20 protein-coding genes and 1 pseudogene are annotated in these 18,983 nt (G+C 39.4%); 12 read left to right on the forward strand and 9 right to left on the reverse strand.

All coding sequences use genetic code 11. The features are described 5' to 3' along the window. Positions 1–13: 13 nt before the first annotated feature. The 3 genes from F991_RS04920 to F991_RS04930 all read right to left on the reverse strand — a co-directional run bounded on the left by F991_RS04920 (position 14) and on the right by F991_RS04930 (position 1,362). Positions 14–349, reverse strand: coding sequence for a YegP family protein (locus tag F991_RS04920; RefSeq protein WP_004669436.1), 336 nt, complete (start codon positions 347–349; stop codon positions 14–16). Between the two features lie 163 nt (positions 350–512). Further along, entirely contained in the window at positions 513–857 is a 345-nt protein-coding gene (locus F991_RS04925) for a zinc ribbon domain-containing protein YjdM (protein WP_004669437.1), read from the reverse strand. Positions 858–915: 58 nt separating this feature from the next. Next, positions 916–1,362, reverse strand: coding sequence for an SRPBCC family protein (locus F991_RS04930; protein WP_004669439.1), 447 nt, complete (start codon positions 1,360–1,362; stop codon positions 916–918). Positions 1,363–1,549: 187 nt separating this feature from the next. On the opposite strand from F991_RS04930, the gene F991_RS04935 reads away from it, so the two are divergent. The 4 genes from F991_RS04935 (at position 1,550) to F991_RS04950 (ending at position 3,972) form a co-directional block, all read left to right on the forward strand. Next, the gene (locus F991_RS04935; protein WP_004669441.1) at positions 1,550–2,272 is read left to right on the forward strand and encodes a CAF17-like 4Fe-4S cluster assembly/insertion protein YgfZ; all 723 of its coding nucleotides are present in this window, start codon (positions 1,550–1,552) and stop codon (positions 2,270–2,272) included. A gap of 91 nt (positions 2,273–2,363) precedes the next feature. Beyond that, positions 2,364–2,597: a hypothetical protein gene (locus F991_RS17915; RefSeq protein WP_004669443.1), complete on the forward strand. Its 234-nt coding sequence runs from the start codon at positions 2,364–2,366 to the stop codon at positions 2,595–2,597. A gap of 2 nt (positions 2,598–2,599) precedes the next feature. After that, complete coding sequence (locus tag F991_RS04945) at positions 2,600–2,920, forward strand: low molecular weight protein tyrosine phosphatase family protein (protein WP_034595439.1); 321 nt, start codon at positions 2,600–2,602, stop codon at positions 2,918–2,920. Between the two features lie 248 nt (positions 2,921–3,168). Continuing rightward, on the forward strand, positions 3,169–3,972 hold the full coding sequence (locus F991_RS04950; RefSeq protein ID WP_004669447.1) for a tetratricopeptide repeat protein: 804 nt from the start codon (positions 3,169–3,171) through the stop codon (positions 3,970–3,972). Positions 3,973–4,039: 67 nt separating this feature from the next. Here F991_RS04950 and F991_RS04955 read toward each other — a convergent pair whose 3' ends face one another. After that, positions 4,040–6,172 carry a TonB-dependent receptor gene (locus tag F991_RS04955; RefSeq protein ID WP_004669449.1) on the reverse strand — a complete coding sequence of 711 codons (2,133 nt, stop codon included), beginning with the start codon at positions 6,170–6,172 and terminating at the stop codon, positions 4,040–4,042. Positions 6,173–6,379: 207 nt separating this feature from the next. On the opposite strand from F991_RS04955, the gene mutM reads away from it, so the two are divergent. Further along, positions 6,380–7,201: a bifunctional DNA-formamidopyrimidine glycosylase/DNA-(apurinic or apyrimidinic site) lyase gene (gene mutM, locus F991_RS04960; RefSeq protein ID WP_004669450.1), complete on the forward strand. Its 822-nt coding sequence runs from the start codon at positions 6,380–6,382 to the stop codon at positions 7,199–7,201. Positions 7,202–7,222: 21 nt separating this feature from the next. After that, positions 7,223–7,501, forward strand: a complete 279-nt coding sequence (locus tag F991_RS04965) for a peptidylprolyl isomerase (protein WP_004669452.1) — start codon at positions 7,223–7,225, stop codon at positions 7,499–7,501. A gap of 210 nt (positions 7,502–7,711) precedes the next feature. Here the strand turns inward: F991_RS04965 and F991_RS04970 are convergent, their stop codons facing one another. Both F991_RS04970 and F991_RS04975 read right to left on the reverse strand, forming a co-directional pair. After that, the gene (locus F991_RS04970; protein ID WP_004669454.1) at positions 7,712–9,145 is read right to left on the reverse strand and encodes a S8 family peptidase; all 1,434 of its coding nucleotides are present in this window, start codon (positions 9,143–9,145) and stop codon (positions 7,712–7,714) included. A gap of 44 nt (positions 9,146–9,189) precedes the next feature. Continuing rightward, the gene (locus F991_RS04975; protein ID WP_228127766.1) at positions 9,190–9,492 is read right to left on the reverse strand and encodes a hypothetical protein; all 303 of its coding nucleotides are present in this window, start codon (positions 9,490–9,492) and stop codon (positions 9,190–9,192) included. Between the two features lie 317 nt (positions 9,493–9,809). On the opposite strand from F991_RS04975, the pseudogene F991_RS17090 reads away from it, so the two are divergent. Beyond that, a pseudogene (locus tag F991_RS17090) lies at positions 9,810–10,099 on the forward strand (peptidylprolyl isomerase). Between the two features lie 72 nt (positions 10,100–10,171). Here F991_RS17090 and F991_RS04980 read toward each other — a convergent pair. The 3 genes from F991_RS04980 to typA form a co-directional block, all read right to left on the reverse strand. Beyond that, positions 10,172–10,504, reverse strand: coding sequence for a gamma-glutamylcyclotransferase family protein (locus tag F991_RS04980; protein WP_004669458.1), 333 nt, complete (start codon positions 10,502–10,504; stop codon positions 10,172–10,174). A gap of 152 nt (positions 10,505–10,656) precedes the next feature. After that, a complete protein-coding gene (mscL, locus tag F991_RS04985; protein WP_004669460.1) occupies positions 10,657–11,091 on the reverse strand; it encodes a large conductance mechanosensitive channel protein MscL in 435 nt (144 codons plus the stop codon). A 246-nt stretch (positions 11,092–11,337) separates the two neighbouring features. Beyond that, the gene (typA, locus tag F991_RS04990) at positions 11,338–13,173 is read right to left on the reverse strand and encodes a translational GTPase TypA (protein ID WP_004669462.1); all 1,836 of its coding nucleotides are present in this window, start codon (positions 13,171–13,173) and stop codon (positions 11,338–11,340) included. Positions 13,174–13,350: 177 nt separating this feature from the next. Here typA and F991_RS04995 point away from each other — a divergent pair, with 177 nt between their 5' ends. The 5 genes from F991_RS04995 (at position 13,351) to F991_RS17645 (ending at position 18,885) form a co-directional block, all read left to right on the forward strand. Next, on the forward strand, positions 13,351–14,709 hold the full coding sequence (locus F991_RS04995) for a uracil-xanthine permease family protein (RefSeq protein ID WP_004669464.1): 1,359 nt from the start codon (positions 13,351–13,353) through the stop codon (positions 14,707–14,709). A gap of 61 nt (positions 14,710–14,770) precedes the next feature. Further along, positions 14,771–15,796 (forward strand): methyltransferase, encoded by a 1,026-nt coding sequence (locus F991_RS05000; RefSeq protein WP_004669466.1) that lies wholly within the window; start codon positions 14,771–14,773, stop codon positions 15,794–15,796. Between the two features lie 9 nt (positions 15,797–15,805). Further along, positions 15,806–17,263: an amino acid permease gene (locus F991_RS05005; RefSeq protein ID WP_004669468.1), complete on the forward strand. Its 1,458-nt coding sequence runs from the start codon at positions 15,806–15,808 to the stop codon at positions 17,261–17,263. Between the two features lie 253 nt (positions 17,264–17,516). Further along, complete coding sequence (locus F991_RS05010; protein WP_004669470.1) at positions 17,517–18,722, forward strand: RtcB family protein; 1,206 nt, start codon at positions 17,517–17,519, stop codon at positions 18,720–18,722. Positions 18,723–18,726: 4 nt separating this feature from the next. After that, positions 18,727–18,885 (forward strand): hypothetical protein, encoded by a 159-nt coding sequence (locus F991_RS17645; protein ID WP_004669472.1) that lies wholly within the window; start codon positions 18,727–18,729, stop codon positions 18,883–18,885. The last annotated feature ends 98 nt before the right edge of the window (positions 18,886–18,983 follow it).

Here is an 18,983-nt window from a genome sequence, read left to right on the forward strand (position 1 = left end):
TTTATTGGGAAATTTAAACCGTTAAGTCTTTAAGTTTTTCTGATGGACCATTATTTTTGACTGAATCGATGCCTTTATCACGAGATTGCTCACTGGCATAAAGCTGACTGGTTCCAATCACCTGATGATTTGCAGCCTTTAAATTAAAATAAGCTTTATCATTTTTTGACATTAATCGCTCATAATGAGCATCATCTGGGCTATTCTTTTGCACTGATGCAATCCCATTCAATGCCGATGCCTTGGTCTTGTATAATTCACTATTTAAAATGACTTCACCATTTCCCGCTTTCAAGACAAAACGATATTGCCCATCGCTTGCCCGACTCACCTCAAACCATCCAGCCATAAATAACCTCTATTATTGGAATTCATATTGTTTTATTTCTTCCATAATATAAATCAGTCACAACGGTTTAAATAGATTGTTTTTTGTTCAATTTTGGTAGCTTAAAATTCACTTTTGACATAAAAAAGGAGCATTTGCATGCTCCTAGATAAGATGGTTGGAATTAAACCTTTTTAACAAACTCAGATTTAAGCTTCATTGCACCAACACCATCAATTTTACAATCAATATTATGGCCATCACTCGCATCAGCGACCAGACGAATTGATTTAACCTTTGTACCAACTTTAACAACTGATGATGAACCTTTAATTTTTAAATCTTTAATGACCGTAACGCTATCACCGTCAACCAAAACATTACCGTTGGCATCTTTAATAATTTCTTGTGCTTCTGAAGCTAGACTATCACCTTCTTTCCATTCATGTGAACATTCAGGACAAATAAGGAGTTCGCCATCTTGGTAAGTATATTCTGATTGGCATTGTGGGCAATTTGGAAAAGACATAAAAAATCTCAAAAGTCTTATTATGAGCGATAGAGACCATTTTTCAAAATTAAACCACTTATTGATCTGGGATTTCAGCTTGAATCAACAAACCCAACAAATGAAGTGACTCTTGCCACCCCAAATAACAAGCTTCAACAGGGATCACATCTGGTAGTCCCTCTTGGGTAATATTCACCTCTGTACCCACAAGCACAGGTTTGAGTTGAATGGTCATTTGGATCTCACCTGTCAGATGAGGATCATCGAACTGATCCGTATAGCGAAGCAGTTCATTTTGAACAATTTCGATATACTTTCCACTAAATGAGTGCATGCTCCCTGTAGAAAAATTCGTAAACGACATTTTATAAGTTCCGCCAACTTGTGGATCTAAATGATGCACTTTAGCGGTAAATCCATGAGGTGCCATCCATTTGACCAAAGCATCTGGATCTAAAAAAGCGTTAAAAACACGTTCAGGGGGCGCATTAAATACGCGATGTAATCGTACTGTACCTGGCATTGTTATTCTCCCTTGAGACTATTCTTTTATTTATGGATTGAGCATCACAATTTAATCATCATTGCGATCTTTCCAATCTCTTTATTTCAACATGAATATCAACAATCAAAAGCTGCTTTTTTGTGAAAAATGGCGCAAAATAATAGTCCATATTTTAGTGACCAAAACGCAGCTTTAGGATCGATCTATGAGTCAGCTTGCTTTTACTGCTTTTAGCTTAAATGGTATAGATGCACAAAAATTTTTACAGGGTCAGGTAACTGTTCACACTGAACGTTTACCAGAGAATGAAAGTCGATACACTGCTATTTGTGATTTAAAAGGACGTATTCATTTTGGTTTATGGATTAAAAGATTAAATCCAGAAAGTTTTGAACTTGTCACCACACAAGATCAAGCAGAAGAATTTTCTAAACATATCAGAAAGTTTGGAGCTTTTTCAAAAATGAAATTAGAAGAAATTGGTCCAGTTTTCCCACAGGTCGTTGGAAATAACACTGAGTTTTCTCTGACCGAAACCGATATGAAGACTTGGCAATTACAGGCCATTCAGTCTGGACAAGCTTGGATTACTCAGACAACAGAACATGTGTTTCAACCACAAGAATTACGCCTACATCAACGTGACGGCGTACATTTTGATAAGGGTTGTTACTTGGGACAGGAAATTGTGGCACGTCTTTGGTTTAAAGCAAAACCTAAACACTGGTTACATTTAATTCAAGGAAAAGGTGAAGCTCCCTCTCCTACAACTCAACTGAGTAAAGATATAGAAGTGGTCAATAGTGTTGCCATTGAAGATGGCTATATCGCACTTGTGGTGGCAAAACCAACTGCTCTAGAAGATCTTGACTTGACAGTGTTGGACTTGCCAGAAGCGCTAAGTGGTGATGTGGCGAGACCAAGTTAATCTATTGTTAAAAACAGGACTGTAAGTTAAAATTCAAAACTCATGTGTTATCGCGGCTGCTGAACCCGATTAACCCATGAGTTTTTTAATAATGGATGATTTACTGCAACAACGCACGCGAGCTTGGAGACGCAAGAAAAAGTTTCATTTCAGAGGTCGAGACTGTCGGCATACTTCTCTTTTGTGGAAACCCCAGAAAAAATGGAAGTACTTGTGTACCCGTCAAGATAAACTCGCTCGCTCAAAAAAATTAGGAATTGAATATCCTCGAGTTTCTAAAATAAAGAACTTAATTGAAGCTCGTTTTAATTATTGGACACTATAACTCTGAACTTTTTATTCATCTGTAGTCGTAATCAATGGCGTAGTCCAACTGCTGAACGCATCTTTGCACAAGGGTATGGTCTCCATACCCGATCAGCTGGTACCAGCCGCCACGCTAAACATACAATTTCGCTCAAAGATATACTTTGGGCTGATCAAATCTTTGTGATGGAAATACGACATAAGCAACAAATTAAAGAGAAATTCTCTAAACAGCTCATGAATAAGAAAGTGTTTGTTTTAGATATCCCTGATAATTATCAATATATGGATTCTGATCTAATTGAATTGCTACAACTCACGATGCAACGTTATATAACATAACGTTAGCGTTTATTACCTCATTCACTTTCTCTCCATAAATCCTCCACAAGAATTCTGCAAAATAAAAATATATCCCATTGTTTCCATAAACTTTTATTTAACAACAGTCAAAAATTAAAGGTATTATTCGGGCATGATATATACAAAATCATCATTTACATTTTTTACCAAACTTTTATGATGTGCACATCAACGAAATATTCTGCTATACAACGGATTAAAGCAGATCGATGCGAAGGGAAAGAAAAATGAAAAAGTTGCTTATAGCTAGTTTAATGATTGTTGCAAGCCACGCCACACTAGCAGCAGACAGCAAAGCTTCAGCCAAAACAGATGTTTTTGCAAAAGCAACCCAACTCTATGAAGCAAAAAACTACCCTGCTGCATTCGCAGAAATGCAACGTCTCGCAGAGTCAGGGAATGCTCAAGCCATCTACAATCTTGGCTACATGACCCAAAATGGACAAGGAACGACTAAAGATGAAAAAAGAGCTTTGCAATATTACCAAGATGCTTCAAATAAAGGCTACGGCAAAGCTAGTTTTACCTTAGCGCAACTTTATCGTCATGGTGGATTGGGTATTACACCGAATACGTCAAAATTCAAAGAGTATTTAGATAGAGCATCAAAACAAGGTTCTGACGAAGCAATCGTGGAAATCGCAACACTATTATTTGCCCAAGGCAAACCAGAAATAGACCAAATTGCGATTCGCCAACTCAGACCATTGATTCAAAAAAACTACTATCCTGCTATGCACATTAGGGCTTTATATGATTTAGCGCAAAGTGATAAAAACAAGAATCCTGCGATGCGTCAACAAGCAATCAAAATGATTCAATCCCTTGCCGAAAAAGGCTATGCACCATCATTAATGGCACTAGGTAATATGCTGGCGAATGGCGATATTCTTCAACAAAACTTACCAGAGGCGAAAAAGATTTTTACAGAACTGGCGAGACAGGACATCCCTCAAGCCAAAGAATCTTTGGCAAAAGTAGAACAGATTATAAAAGCCAAAGAACAACAAGCCAAAGCTTCAAAACCGTAGTATTTTATTTTACCCGTAACCACCAAATATCGACTTTTCTAGCAGATATTTGGTGGTAGTCAACAGATTAAAACTGTTTAGTGACTTTAATCCCAGCACCCCAATTGCGCCCATCCGCAGGTTCATAGAAGCGTCCATTGCCATCATTTACAATCACTGAACCGACGTAATTTTTATCCAACATATTATCGACTCGCGCATACGCATTGACGTTCCAATCATTCAATGTCCAGAGATAGCCTGTGTAGGCTGAAACAGTGGTATAACTTAGCGCTGCTTCAGTGTTGGTATCATTCACATAAATTTTGTCATTATACTGCGCATCGACCCCACCATAAAAACCAGTGTTTGGTTTCCATGCCACCGCTGCATAAGCACGTTGCTTCGCAATACCAGGAATCAGATTTCCTGAGGCAATTTCTGCTACAGAGCCAACAGCAGGAACCGTTGAATCAAAAGTTGCATCTAAATAACCATAACTGGCATTAGCCACCAAATCACGCCAAAGTGCTTTGTTCCATGTCAACTCTACACCTTCACGCAAGGTCTTATCAGCGTTACGAAAGGTCGTGCGTCCATTGCTTGCGCCTGCGGAGACAATGTCGTCTTTGGTCTTGGTTTGGAAAACAGCCAAAGTAAAATCACCAAGTTGATTTTGTGATTTTAAGCCAAGCTCATAGGTATCACTGCTCGATGCATCAAGATCAAAATTAAAACCGCCTACACCATCAGGGCGATAAGCCATTTCAGTAAATGTAGGTGTTTCAAAACCTTTGGCATAACTGACATAAGCCAAAAGTTCAGGAATAACTTGCCAACTTAATGCAATGGATGGAAGTAGCTTAGAATAATCATGTTTGCCACTATCATCACCGTTTACACCAGAAATGTAATGGTCTTTAGATTTGTAATGTACATTACTATAACGAAGACCCGTATCGACTCGCCATGTCGGTAAAAACTGCCACGATGCTTGTAAATAAGGATCGATATTCCATAAGCTATTGTCTTCATTACGACGTAAATTACCTTTCACACCATAACTTGGCTGATTACTCATTAAGACAAAGTTTTCATAGCCCTTACGATCTTCATCCATCATATCAAGCGCCACGCCAGCACTTAAGGTCGTATTTGGTAGTAACTCTTTACCTGTCCAACGGAAATCAGCACCATAATAATTACGATCGAAATCAATCACTCCACCCGCATGACGTGGATTGGCCTGAGCTGATGCAGGTATAGACTGATATTGTGTTACCTGACGATTTCCCCAATATCCCATCAAATATAACTCATGCTGATCATTAATTGGCTTTGACCATGTCACCCCAGTTTGAGTTTGTTCAATATTTTTACGTACATCAAATTGCTTAAGAAATGGAACTTGTTGCTTAGGATTTTCATCCCATAGTTCACGCGTTAAACCTTGAGGGTCGTTTGCATGAATTTTGACGTAATTGGTGATCCAATTAATCTTCGAACCATCGTCAAGATCCCATGTCAGTTTGGCATTGTTGAACACCTTACGTGCATCACTATGATCACGATAGCCATCAGTAACAAAATATGATGAGCTAATCACATAACTCGGTTCATTGGCATGTTTTGAACCACCTTGGAGAACGATACCTGCACGATTTTTATTGTGACTACCACCCGCATAGCTCATTTCGATTGAATCTTTACCCTGTCCCTCTTTGCTTGTGGTTAAAATCGTCCCACCAGAGGAGTTCCCATAGAGTGAGGAAAATGGTCCCGTCAAAACTTCAAGGTGATCTAAACTACTTAAATCAATATTCGAGGTTTGCCCCTGTCCATCAGGCATCGTTGCGGGAATACCATCGACATAAAGACGAATTCCTCGCACACCAAAACTAGAACGCGCACCAAAACCACGCATTGAAAGCTGTAAATCTTGCGCATAGTTCTCACGATTATTTAGCTGTAAGCTTGGAATTCCTTTCACGAGCTCAGTTAAATTGACCTGAGTAGACTGTATTTGCTCAGGTGCATCAACACGAAATACCGAAGCAGGTGTCTGTAGATAGCTTGTATCTGTACGTGTAGCTTCGACTTTAATCGTTGGGAGTTGCACAGGTTGCTGAGTATCAGGCTCGGCTGCCCATAGTAAGGAGCTGTTTAGCCCCATACTCATTGCGACACAACCGTATAACAGGTTAATTTTCCAGAAAGGCATGAAGATTCCTTATTTCTCAAAAAATTGAAACGATGATTTTTAAAAGTAAGCCGCTATTTATTTTATAATTATCTGAAAACATTAATTTTAGCTAAATCAGTCAAAGTTGTTACTGATCTATATTGGCAAATAAAATTAAATATCGACATAATTGTAAGTTAAACATTTACCCTCATTGTATTGTTGTTGAAACAATTTGAACTTATTATGCCCGAACTTCCTGAAGTTGAAACCACCAAAACCAGCCTGTTACCTTTATTGGAACAGCGCGTCCAAGCCGTGAAAATCTGGAATGCCAGTTTACGTTGGACGATACCTGATGATATTGATAAGCTGGTTGGCCAACGCCTAATACACCTTTCACGTCGTTCTAAGTATATTTTAGCTGAGTTTGAACATGATCAAATGCTTTGGCATCTCGGTATGTCTGGAAGTTTTCGTTTGTGTCAGCCAAGCGATGAACTAAGAAAACACGACCATCTGGTGATTGATTTTGAAGATTTTCAGCTCCGCTATCATGATCCTCGTCGCTTTGGCTGTATTCTTTGGTTAGATCAAAACAATCAAACTAAGCTCATTGACACACTTGGCCCTGAGCCATTAAGTGATGATTTTAATTCGTCATATCTTTTGGAAAAACTAAGTAAAAAAAATGTCGGCATTAAAATTGCTTTAATGGATAATCATATCGTGGTCGGTGTAGGCAATATTTATGCGACTGAAAGCCTATTTAATATCGGCGTTCATCCAGCACAACCTGCGTCAACCTTAACCAAAGTACAAGTGGAAAAGTTGGTGGTTGAAGTCAAACGAATCTTGCAACAAGCCATTGATTTAGGCGGTTCGACTTTACGTGACTATAGCAATGCGATGGGTGAAAACGGTTATTTCCAACAAACCTTATTGGCCTATGGTCGAGCTGGCGAGATGTGTGTTAACTGTGAGACGATCTTAGAGAACCTAAAACTGGGACAGCGTGCAAGTGTTTTTTGCCCACAATGCCAACCATTGAAACTGAAAAAAGCATAGTTTTTTAAAGGAGAACAGCGCATGAAAACTGCTATTGTTCGACATATCTTAGTCAAAGATAAAGACATGGCTGAACAATTGAAAAAACGTATCCATTCTGGTGCTGATTTTTCAAAAATTGCGAAGCAATATTCAACCTGTAATTCAGCCAAACGTGGTGGCGAGTTAGGCGAAGTCAAAAAAGGACAGCTTGTTCCTGTGATCGATAAACTGGTTTTCAGTGCTGCTGAACGCGTCTTACATGGTCCGATTAAAAGTCAGTTTGGTTTCCACTTGATCGAAATCAAATTTAGAATGTGAGTCAATAACCAATACCAATCCTAAAAACACACAGGCTTGTATAATGCTTTACTCTCGGCTAACCGAAAGAACAATTGTAGTAGTATCGCCATAAGCAATCGATTCAAAGCAAGTTTAAAGAACGTGTAAAAGTTGATACCAGAATCTATAAAAAATGGCAACTTATAAAATATCAGTTGCCACTCATTCAACTATTTCACTTCGTTCAATTTATACATACTGGCAGATTGTAAAGAAGAAATAGTTAGTACACACCTGCTTTGGTGCTGGTGTTGGTGTTGGTGTTGGTGTTGGTGTTGGTGTTGGTGTTGGTGTTGGTGTTGAAGATGTTAAACCATCAACTGCTGCACTCAAGTTCAGACGTGGAAAACGTTGATTCGTACGATGATCGGTCACCAATGTTCCTGTATTCTTCAAACGGTTTACAATGTCATCTAAGCTAGCATTTGGTAAGGCATTATTTGCAAGCAACACAGCAACTGCGCCCGCAACATGTGGAGCTGCCATGGATGTACCACTTTGGGTATACCCTCCTGCCGTAATCGGTGCTCCTGGTGCTAATAAGGTTAAGTTTGATGCACTATTACTGAAGCAAGTCACTTTATCCATATAGGTCGACTGATCTGAGCAATTTTGATAACCCCGCCCTCCAACATTCGCATCATAAACAGCGCCAACACTGACTGCACCAGCTGTGCATGCTGGATATGAGATACCATTGGTATAAGCATCATTACCAGAAGCAACCACAGGGATTACGCCCACATTACGTAATTTTTGGAATGAATTAGTCAACGATGAAGAAGTACAAGTTGATGAATATCTTGTTGAATTACCCAAACTCAAGTTAGCCGACTTGATATTAAGAGTTTCCGCTTGATTCGTCACCCAGTTTAAAGCCGAAATAATATCGCTATCATAGGCACTTCCGCCACGAAATACATCAAGAGCAACAATTTTAGCCTCAGATGCAACACCAGCAACAATTGAAGATACATTTGAACCATGACCATTGTCATCCAATGAGTTATCTTCTGGTGCAAAATCAAGTGCATAGCTGACTCGACAACTAGCTGGCGTGCCAGGTGCAGTACAACTTCCTAGATCGGGATGTCTATAATTTGCACCTGTATCTAAAACTGCAACTGTTGTACCCGCACCTGTAAAGCCTTTACTTTTGGCTACAGGTTGACCAATTTGGTTTAAACTCTGTGACAATGTGGCTTTGGATACACGGTTCGGATAGACCGCTTTGACATTTGGATTATTTAATAAATTCACCAACGCATTACGATTTTGTATACGATAAAAACTAATAGGTAAGGCATTGTAATCACGCAACAACTGAACACCCGAGTTTTGTTGGGCAAATTGATTAGATATCATTTGTTTTTGTTGTTGGAAATACTTCCTTAACTGTGCCGCAGTCAAATTTTGGTCGGCATCGTTATAATATTCAATAATCAGGTCATTCGATGCATTTTGTAATAATGCATTGATGTCAATTTTACCCTGTTGAATTTTTTGTTTAGCAGCATTACTCAATTGCGCATTTGCAGCCTGCGGTGAAATTTGCGCTTGTACATTACTAGCCCCAAAGGATAACCCCATGCATAGCGCTAACAGAATCTTTTTGTAAATCATGAACATTTTCCTTTTTTTTTGCTTGTTTTAACAAATTATGTTGATCAATTTGGTTCAATAATTTGGTTGCCTACATCGGTTTCTGGATCAATCGGTTGAATGCTCATATCACTTTTAGTATCAACCAATTCATTGTCACCCGAAGTACTAGTGGCAGCCTGTTCAACATTAGAAGCTAACTGAGTTGGATGACTTTCGAAGGCATTTTGATCGTTTGGAGCACTTTGCGATGTTGTATCTGTTGGATACATATTGACCGAAACTGACGTTTCGTTAGTTGGTTTAAAATAAACAACCAGTGCAATCACCAAACCAAACACAATGACAATACTTAAGATAACTTTCATCTTATTATTCATAGCTCTGTTCACTTCTATTTATTTGCTTGAATTAAATTGCGTTTACAATCCGTACACAATCAATAGTTAAAAATTAAACAGCGACTGCCATTTATTGTCTAGATATGGCATAAATTATTAATGTGAATGCCCTCACAAAAGATTTTCTTTCTTTGATTTAAATGCTCAAAGTTACAAAAAAATTTATTATTAAATTTGAAATGTTATAACGTAAAAAATAGCCCATTTTTCTTAGAAAAATTTTTATATTATGTAGATCAGCAAACTAGATGATTTTTCAAGTATATTGGCGCACTCTCAACCACATACAAACAACTATTATTCGACATATCTTAGTCAAAGATAAAGACATGGCTGAACAATTGAAAAAACGTATCCATTCTGGTGCTGATTTTCAAAAATTGCCAAACAATACTCGACCTGCAACTCTGCAAAGCGTGGCGGTGAGCTCCGCGAAGTCAAAAAAGGACAGCTTGTCCCTGTGATCGATAAACTCGTTTTTACTGCTGCGGAACGTATTTTACATTGACCCATCAAAAGCCAGTTTGGTTTCCACTTGATCGAAATCAAATTCCGTATGGATGGGGTGAGGTAATCAGAATTGGGCTTAAATTTAAGCACCCAGAAACTGAAATAATTTTCCATTGTGTTTAGACTGAAATCATTTTCAGTCTTGCGCTTTCATTACATAGGTCCATGTCAGTATTTTTTCACCCGAAATTAGATATACTTCAGTCTGTACCCGTTGGTATTGCATTCCTTCAAAATCGTCCAGCATTTGCCAATTTTCTTGTAATTTTTCAGTGCTAAATAAGTAGCCTTCTACCAAGGCATCTTTTTGGTTTAATACGATTGCTGGTAAGCCTTTATCAGGCCCCCAATCCAAAATATGTACTGTGCCATGTACAAAGGCTTGCTGCCAGTCTCCCCCAATTTCACCGAGAATATGCGCATTTTCTCGATTTGGACATAATGTACCGTAGACGAACAATCGATTCATTTTTTGTCTCCCCCCCTCAAATGTGTATAGCATCTTAAAATGAAGCTGGCTATTTTTCTAGATGCATAAACGACCATTAAATGTTTATTGCCTTTTGAACAATCAGCCATAAAAAACGGCATCTTAAATGCCGTTTTTTGTTTAAGGCTAATTTAACCCTGCTTTTTTAGTTCATCACGAATTTCACGTAACAATTGAACATCTTCCGGTGTTGGAGCTGGCTCTGCTGGTGCAGCTTCTTCTTGTTTGCGTAAACGGTTCATCACCTTCACTAATAAGAAAACCACCCATGCCAAGATTAAGAAATTAATCAGAATCGTTAAAAAATTACCATAAGATAGTACAGTGAGCCCCGCTTCTTGAGCCTGAACCAAGGTCGTAATATTTTCTGATTCGCCACGTAATACAATAAATTTATTACTGAAATTGACTTCGCCACCAATCACAAAGTTAATGATTGGCATTAAAATATCTTTCACTAATGAGTCAATGATTTTACCAAAAGCCCCACCGATGATCACACCAATGGCGAGATCCATCACGTTACCTTTTACTGCAAATTCTTTAAATTCTTGAATAATACTCATCTATAACTCTCCAGAGTTGAATTTTGTCGCGTTCTGTTTTTGCATTGTTTATTACACAGAGGAAGCGACTAGCCATATAGTTGATAATTTAATATTTTTTCAAAAAAATGAAAGTCATTTCACACTTTAACAACATATTTTATTTTTAATAAAAAGATGAATTTCAGGATGATATAGGTTTTCTTTCATCCAATAAAAAACCGCTAAATAAATTTAGCGGTTTTTTCATTTTTCACTTAAGAAAAATTATTTACCACGGTTACGCTTACGTTCATTTTCAGTTAAGTAACGCTTACGAATACGAATCGATTTAGGTGTTACTTCAACTAATTCATCATCTTCAATGAATTCAAGCGCTTGTTCAAGCGTGTATTCCATTGCAGGTGTTAACGTTAACGCTTCATCTGTACCAGATGCACGTACGTTAGTTAACTGTTTTGCTTTAGTTGGGTTAACCACCATATCATCAGAACGAGAGTTAATACCGATGATCATACCTTCATAAACTTCTAACTGTGGTTTAGCAAATAAACGACCACGATCTTGAAGTGTAAATAGTGCATAACCTAAGCAAGTTCCTTGAACCATCGAGATCAATACACCATTTTGACGTTTCGCAACAGTACCTTGTTTTGCAGGACCATAATGCGAGAAGCTAGATGTCATGATACCCGTACCAGAAGTCATGGTCAGGAATTCAGAACGGAAACCAATTAAGCCACGTGAAGGTACAGTTGCTTCAATACGGATACGACCTTTGCCGTCAACTTCCATATTGGTCATTTCGCCTTTACGGAAGCCCATTTGCTCCATTACAGAACCTTGATGCTGTTCTTCAACGTCAAATGTCACGTTTTCAAATGGCTCTTGTTTCACACCATCGATTTCTTTCATGATGACTTGTGGACGTGAAACGCCCATTTCAAAGCCTTCACGACGCATATTTTCAATCAATACAGAAAGATGAAGCTCACCACGACCAGATACTTTGAAACGATCTGGGCTGTCAGTATCTTCTACACGAAGTGCTACGTTGTGAATCAACTCACGGTCAAGACGTTCACGAATGTTACGTGAAGTTACAAATTTACCTTCTTTACCCGCAAACGGTGAGTTGTTTACTTGGAATGTCATCGAAACAGTCGGCTCATCGACAGACAATGGCGGTAAAGCTTCAACATTTTTCGGATCACAAATAGTGTCAGAAATATTTAAAGCATCAATACCTGTAATACAAATAATATCACCAGCAGAAGCATCTTCTACATCAACACGCTCTAAACCGTGATAACCCATGATCTTTAAGATACGACCATTACGCGTCTTACCTTCTTTATCGATCACAGTCACTTGCGTGTTTAATTTTACTGAACCACGTTGAATACGACCAACACCAATTACACCCACGAAACTATTATAGTCAAGTGATGAAATTTGCATTTGGAATGGACCATCAGCATCAACTTTTGGTGGTTCTACGATGTCTACAATCGTTTCAAATAATGGTGTCATGTCATCTGCAAGTTCTTCAGGTGCAGGACCTGCAACACCACGTAAACCAGATGCATAAACAATTGGGAAATCCAACTGCTCATCAGTTGCGCCAAGGTTATCAAATAAATCAAATACTTGATCAATAACCCAGTCACAACGTGCACTTGGCTTGTCCACTTTGTTGATGATTACGATTGGTTTCAAACCACGCGCAAAGGCTTTTTGTGTCACAAAACGAGTTTGCGGCATTGGACCTTCTTGAGCATCAACTAAAAGTAATACGCAATCGACCATCGACAAAACACGTTCTACTTCACCACCGAAATCGGCGTGTCCCGGGGTGTCGACGATGTTAATGCGATACTCAGTGTTTGTACGGGCATCTAACCATTTGATTGCAGTATTTTTTGCAAGAATGGTAATACCACGTTCAGACTCAAGCGCGTTAGAATCCATAACACGTTCAATCTCGCCTGCGCGATCACCAAGAGCACCTGATTGTTGTAAAAGTTTGTCTACAAGAGTCGTTTTACCATGATCGACGTGCGCAATAATGGCAATGTTACGGAGAGTTTTAATATCTGACATGTATAATTCAATACGCTTTAAATTTGAGGGCAAATTATACAGAAAAATATTACGCTTTAGTAGTGACAGTTTATTGACAGACAACTTTTTTTCTGACGAATTGCAATCGAATCGTTGGTAAAATAGTCCAACTCTATTAGAATATTCCACTAATGCTTATCGCTTTTTTATGCTCCCATGTCGAAACCCCTACCTCAGCAACAGCTCGATCTTGTTTACGGGCTGAATGATCGCCCGAAACCTTTTGTTGCATTTTTAGCCGCTTTGCAACATCTTTTAGCCATTTTAGTCCCGATTATTACCCCCGGATTACTGATTTGTCTCGCACTTGGTGTCTCTCGTGAAGACACCAATATGATTTTATCGATGTCTCTCATCATTTCAGGCATTGCTACTTTTTTACAGTGTAAAAAAGTAGGACCTTTCGGTGCGGGATTATTAATTGTTCAGGGGACAAGTTTTAATTTTATTGGTCCAATCATTGGTATTGGTAGTGCAATGGTGGCTGCTGGCACGCCTGTTGAACAAGTGATGGCTGCCATTTTCGGGGTTGTGATTGCAGGTTCATTTATCGAAATGGGTGTTTCACGCATTTTACCTTGGGTCAAAAAACTGATTACGCCTTTGGTTACGGGTATCGTGGTTCTGCTGATTGGTTTAACCTTGATTAAAGAAGGTTTGATTAGCATGGGTGGTGGTTATACCGCGATGCAGAATCAAACATTCGCCAATGCTGATAATTTAATTATGTCATGTACCGTACTTGGCATAATTATCCTATTGAATCGTATTCGTATTATTTGGGTGAAAAGTTCAGCAATTTTGATCGCCTTGGTGATCGGTTATATTCTTGCAGGATTTATGGGGCATTTAGATTTTTCTGTTTTAAATGATGCACCGCTTGTGCAAGTTCCTACCCCGATGCATTTTGGTTTAAGTTTTTCTTGGAGCTTATTTATTCCAATGGCATTTATCTATTTAGTCACTTCACTTGAAGCGATTGGTGATGTCACTGCAACCAGTAAAATTTCAAATCAACCTGTTGATGGTCCGATTTGGATGCAACGAATTAAAGGTGGCGTACTGGTCAATGGTGCAAATTCATTTTTAGCAGGTATCTTCAATACCTTCCCGAGTTCAGTTTTTGCCCAAAATAATGGGGTGATTCAGCTCACAGGTGTCGCGAGTCGATATGTGGGTCTTTGGATTGCTGCTCTGCTGGTCATTTTAGGGCTATTCCCTGCCGTTTCGGCTGTGATCCAAGCAGTCCCTCAAGCCGTTTTAGGCGGCGCTGTGATGGTCATGTTCGGTGCTGTGGCGGCTTCTGGCATCAACATCCTGTCAGGGATTCATTTGGATCGTCGTGCACTATTGATCATTTCAATTTCTCTAGCCTTGGGCCTAGGGGTTGCACAAGTTCCACAGATTCTTGGACATCTACCTGAATTATTTAAAAATATTTTTAGTTCTGGTGTCGCAACAGGCGGTATTGCCGCTTTGATTTTAAATATAGTTTTACCTGAAACGCATAAATAATCATCCAACCTCGACACTTACCCAGTTTCACGACTGGGTTTTGTTTTGATGAGAGATCAATATGGATCCACGTAGTGAAGTCGTCTTACGTCAACAAGATTATTTAAATGGGCATATCTTATTGATTAATGCCCCGAATGATCAACTCGCCAAAGAACTACCAAGCCAAGCACAAGCATCTGTATGGACTTGGAACTTTGCTGAGCATCAAGGCTTTTTAAATGCTGGAATTTCATCACATTTCTCAGTTGAATTTCCCAAAGCTGTCTTTGAACAAGTCATTATTTTTGTGCCTAAATCAAAGGAATTGTTGAACTATATTCTGCATGTGGTGGTGAGCCATTTACAGCAAGGTCAGCACGTTTTTCTCGTTGGTGAGAAAAAAGGTGGGGTTGAACGTGCAGCAAAACAATTACAGCAGTATGGTCAAACACAGAAATTAGATAGTGCACGTCACTGTCAACTTTGGCACATGAAAATTGAAAAAACTGAACAATTGAAACCACTAGATCACTGGTTAAAAACCTATACCGTACAAGTGAATCAAGATCGTTTAGAAGTTTGCGCACTGCCCGGTGTATTTAGCCAAGATCATTTGGATATTGGAACGGCCGTATTAGTTCCTTACCTTGATCAAGTAAAATCGGGTAAGATTGCCGACTTTGGCTGCGGTGCTGGGATTATTAGTGCATATTTGGCCAAACTAAATCCACAGCAACAAATTTTTGCGCTTGATATTGATGCATTTGCATTACGGTCAACTGAAATGACGTTTCAGCGAAATGGGCTGAATTTAGATCAATTACACCTTCAGCCTGTAACGGGCTTTGGTGATGCACCCAAAGATTTGGCTGCGATTGTTAGCAATCCACCTTTTCATCAGGGAATTCATACCGATTACGATGCCAGTGAAACGCTATGCAAGCTTGCAAAATCACACCTAAAACGTTCAGGTGAATTGTGGATCGTCGCAAATCGTTTTTTGAATTATCAGCCACTTATTGAACAAAGCTTTGGTCAATGTGTCATCAAAACTGACCAACAAGGGTTCAAGGTTCTATATGCCAGTGCGAAATATAAAGTTTAAGGAATTTTTATGAGCGATACATCTGCTCCCCAACACCTTCAGCGTAAGCTCGGCGCTCGCCACCTCAATATGATTGCCATTGGTGGATCAATTGGTACTGGCTTATTCCTTGCTTCAGGCTCTACCATTGCAAATGCTGGCCCCGGTGGTGCATTGCTGGCCTATGCATTGATTGGTCTGATGATTTATTTCTTGATGACCAGTTTAGGCGAATTGGCGACACACACCCCAACATCAGGTGCATTCTTCACTTATGGTAGTCGTTATGTTGAGCATGGCTTTGGTTTCGCCTTAGGTTGGAATTATTGGTATAACTGGGCCATTACCGTTGCTTTTGAACTTGTCGCTGTACAATTCATCATGAAATTCTGGTTCCCTGATCTTCCTGGTTTTTACTGGAGTGCGATTTTCCTTGCGATTATTTTTGGGATCAACTCGTTAACAGTTAAAGGCTTTGGTGAGAGCGAGTTCTGGTTCTCCATGATCAAAGTGATTGCAATCATCGTCTTTATTATCATTGGTATTGCCATGATTGTTAAAATCATGCTCACGCCAAATGTTGCTGCTTTTTCCAATTGGACTTATCAAGACGCGCCCTTTGTAGGTGGTCTGCAAGCCATGATTGGTGTGGCAATGATTGCGGGATTCTCTTTCCAAGGTACAGAAATGGTCGGGGTCGCTGCGGGTGAATCAAAAGATCCGAAGAAAACCATTCCTTTGGCAATCAAACAGATTTTTTGGCGTATCCTCTTATTCTATATTCTATGTATTTTCATCATTGGTACACTGGTCAGCTACGATGATCCAATGCTATTAAAAGCTGCTGCAAGTGAAGATATTGCGTTATCACCTTTCACCTTACTGTATGAAAAAGCAGGCTTTGCTTTTGCAGCCAGTTTGATGAATGCGGTCATTCTCAGTGCGATTTTGTCTGCTGGCAACTCAGGCATGTATTCTTCGACTCGTATGTTATGGAATATGGCACGTGAAGGAAGAGCGCCTAAACTCTTCTCCAAACTTGATCGTCGTGGCGTACCGATGAATGCACTGTATGCGACAACTGCCGTTGCTGCATTATGTTTTTTGACAACCTTTATGGGCGAAAAGCAAGTCTTTAACTGGTTGCTCAATATGTCAGGTATGTGTGGCTTTATTGTCTGGTTAGGGATTGCGATTTCACACTATCGTTTCCGTAAAGGATATATTTTACAAGGCTACAAGCTGGAAGACCTCGCCTATCGCGCCAAGTTCTTCCCATTTGCACCGTGGTTTGCATTTATTCTTTGCTCAATCATCATCCTTGGTCAAAACTATGAGGCTGTGCTCGGTGGAAAAATTGATTGGCTTGGAGTTTTATCTACCTATATCAGTATTCCTCTATTTTTGGCAATCTGGCTCGGTTATAAGTGGAAACATAAGACCAAACTAATCGCTTATAAAGATATGAATGTGAAAGCAGGTGAATAAATCATTGATTTATACTTGACTGAACAGCAAATATGAGTAGAATCTCTGCTCATATTTTCAACGGCAATATTATATAGGAGGACGACACATGCCATTACAACGAGGAAACACATTGTAAGATTTGGCACTGTCACCTCACGGACAAGTGGTAAATCTTCATGATCACTTGTCCGAATGTCTATTTAAACCTAGCATTCGCTAGGTTTTTTTATGCCTATTCGGACAAAAAAAATAAAATGACCGAGATAAGAAAATGGGCATACAAAAAATACTAAATGCTAATGCTCTATATGGAGTTCCAGTGAAAATCTTCACTGACGACATTGATAGTGAAAGCATTGACCAACTCAAAAAAATGGCACAACTGCAATTTGTGTATTCACATATTGCCGTCATGCCAGATGTACATGTCGGTAAAGGCGCAACTGTTGGTAGTGTCATTCCCACACAACACGCAATTATTCCTGCGGCAGTCGGGGTAGATATTGGCTGCGGTATGAATGCGATTCGACTCAATCTAAAAGCATCACAATTGCCAGATCACCTTGCACCATTGCGACATGCAATCGAACGTAAAGTTCCTGTGGGTTTTGAACTGCATAAACAGATCAAAGCCAAAGCTTCGAGCATTATTCCTTTGGAAAAGCGCTTACAACCCATTATCAAAAAACATCCAGGCTTGGTGCGGATGTTAAGAAAGTTTGACGCGACGTGGCAGAAACAGCTCGGTACGTTGGGTGGAGGTAATCACTTTATTGAACTGTGCTTAGATGAAAATCAGGACGTCTGGGTAATGTTACACTCGGGTAGCCGAGGTTTAGGTAATGTGATTGGCACATACTTTATTGAACTGGCGAAGAAAGAAGCTCAACATCGTTTTGGTCATGTTCCAGACAAAGATTTAAGTTACTTTGCGGAAGGTTCCAACAGCTTTGATGACTATGTAGAAGCCGTGCAATGGGCACAAGAATATGCTTATGAAAATCGTCGCGAAATGATGCGGTTAATTCTAGAAGCGATCCGTCCACTTCTACCACCCTTTCAAATGACCAAGGAAGCGATTAATTGCCACCACAACTATGTCAGTCGGGAAAATCACTTTGGTGAAGATCTATTCATTACTCGAAAAGGAGCAATTCGAGCGGGTTTAGACGAATTAGGCATTATCCCTGGTTCAATGGGAGCACGCTCTTATATTGTCAAAGGCAAGGCCAACCCTGAATCGTTCTGCTCATGTTCACATGGTGCTGGACGGAAAATGAGTCGCAATAAAGCGAAGTTACTGTTTAGCCAAGAGGATCTTATTCAACAAACCCAAGGCATTGAATGCCGCAAAGATGCGGGAGTGATTGATGAAATCCCAAGCGCATATAAAGATATTGATCAAGTGATGGCAAACCAATCAGAACTGATCGAAATCGTGCATACACTTAAACAAATTTTATGTATCAAAGGATAATCAAATGAAACTGAAAGAGATGCCAAAAATCAAAGTTCGCAATCCTGTAGCTTTGTCCCCTTTACTAAAGAAAGGAGGGATTCACGAAACAGAAAAGCCACGCGCACAACATCGTCGCGATCGTCAACAAGCCAAACAACAATTGAATAAAGGTGTTTGGTAGACACATTTTTTGATCAAATGACTAAAACTGAGGAGAAGTAAAATGAATATTTACAGCGTATCGACAATAAAAAAAGCGACTCAAATGAGTCGCTTTTT

Origin of the sequence: Acinetobacter sp. CIP-A165 (assembly GCF_000367985.1) — a bacterium.
Taxonomy (GTDB): domain Bacteria; phylum Pseudomonadota; class Gammaproteobacteria; order Pseudomonadales; family Moraxellaceae; genus Acinetobacter.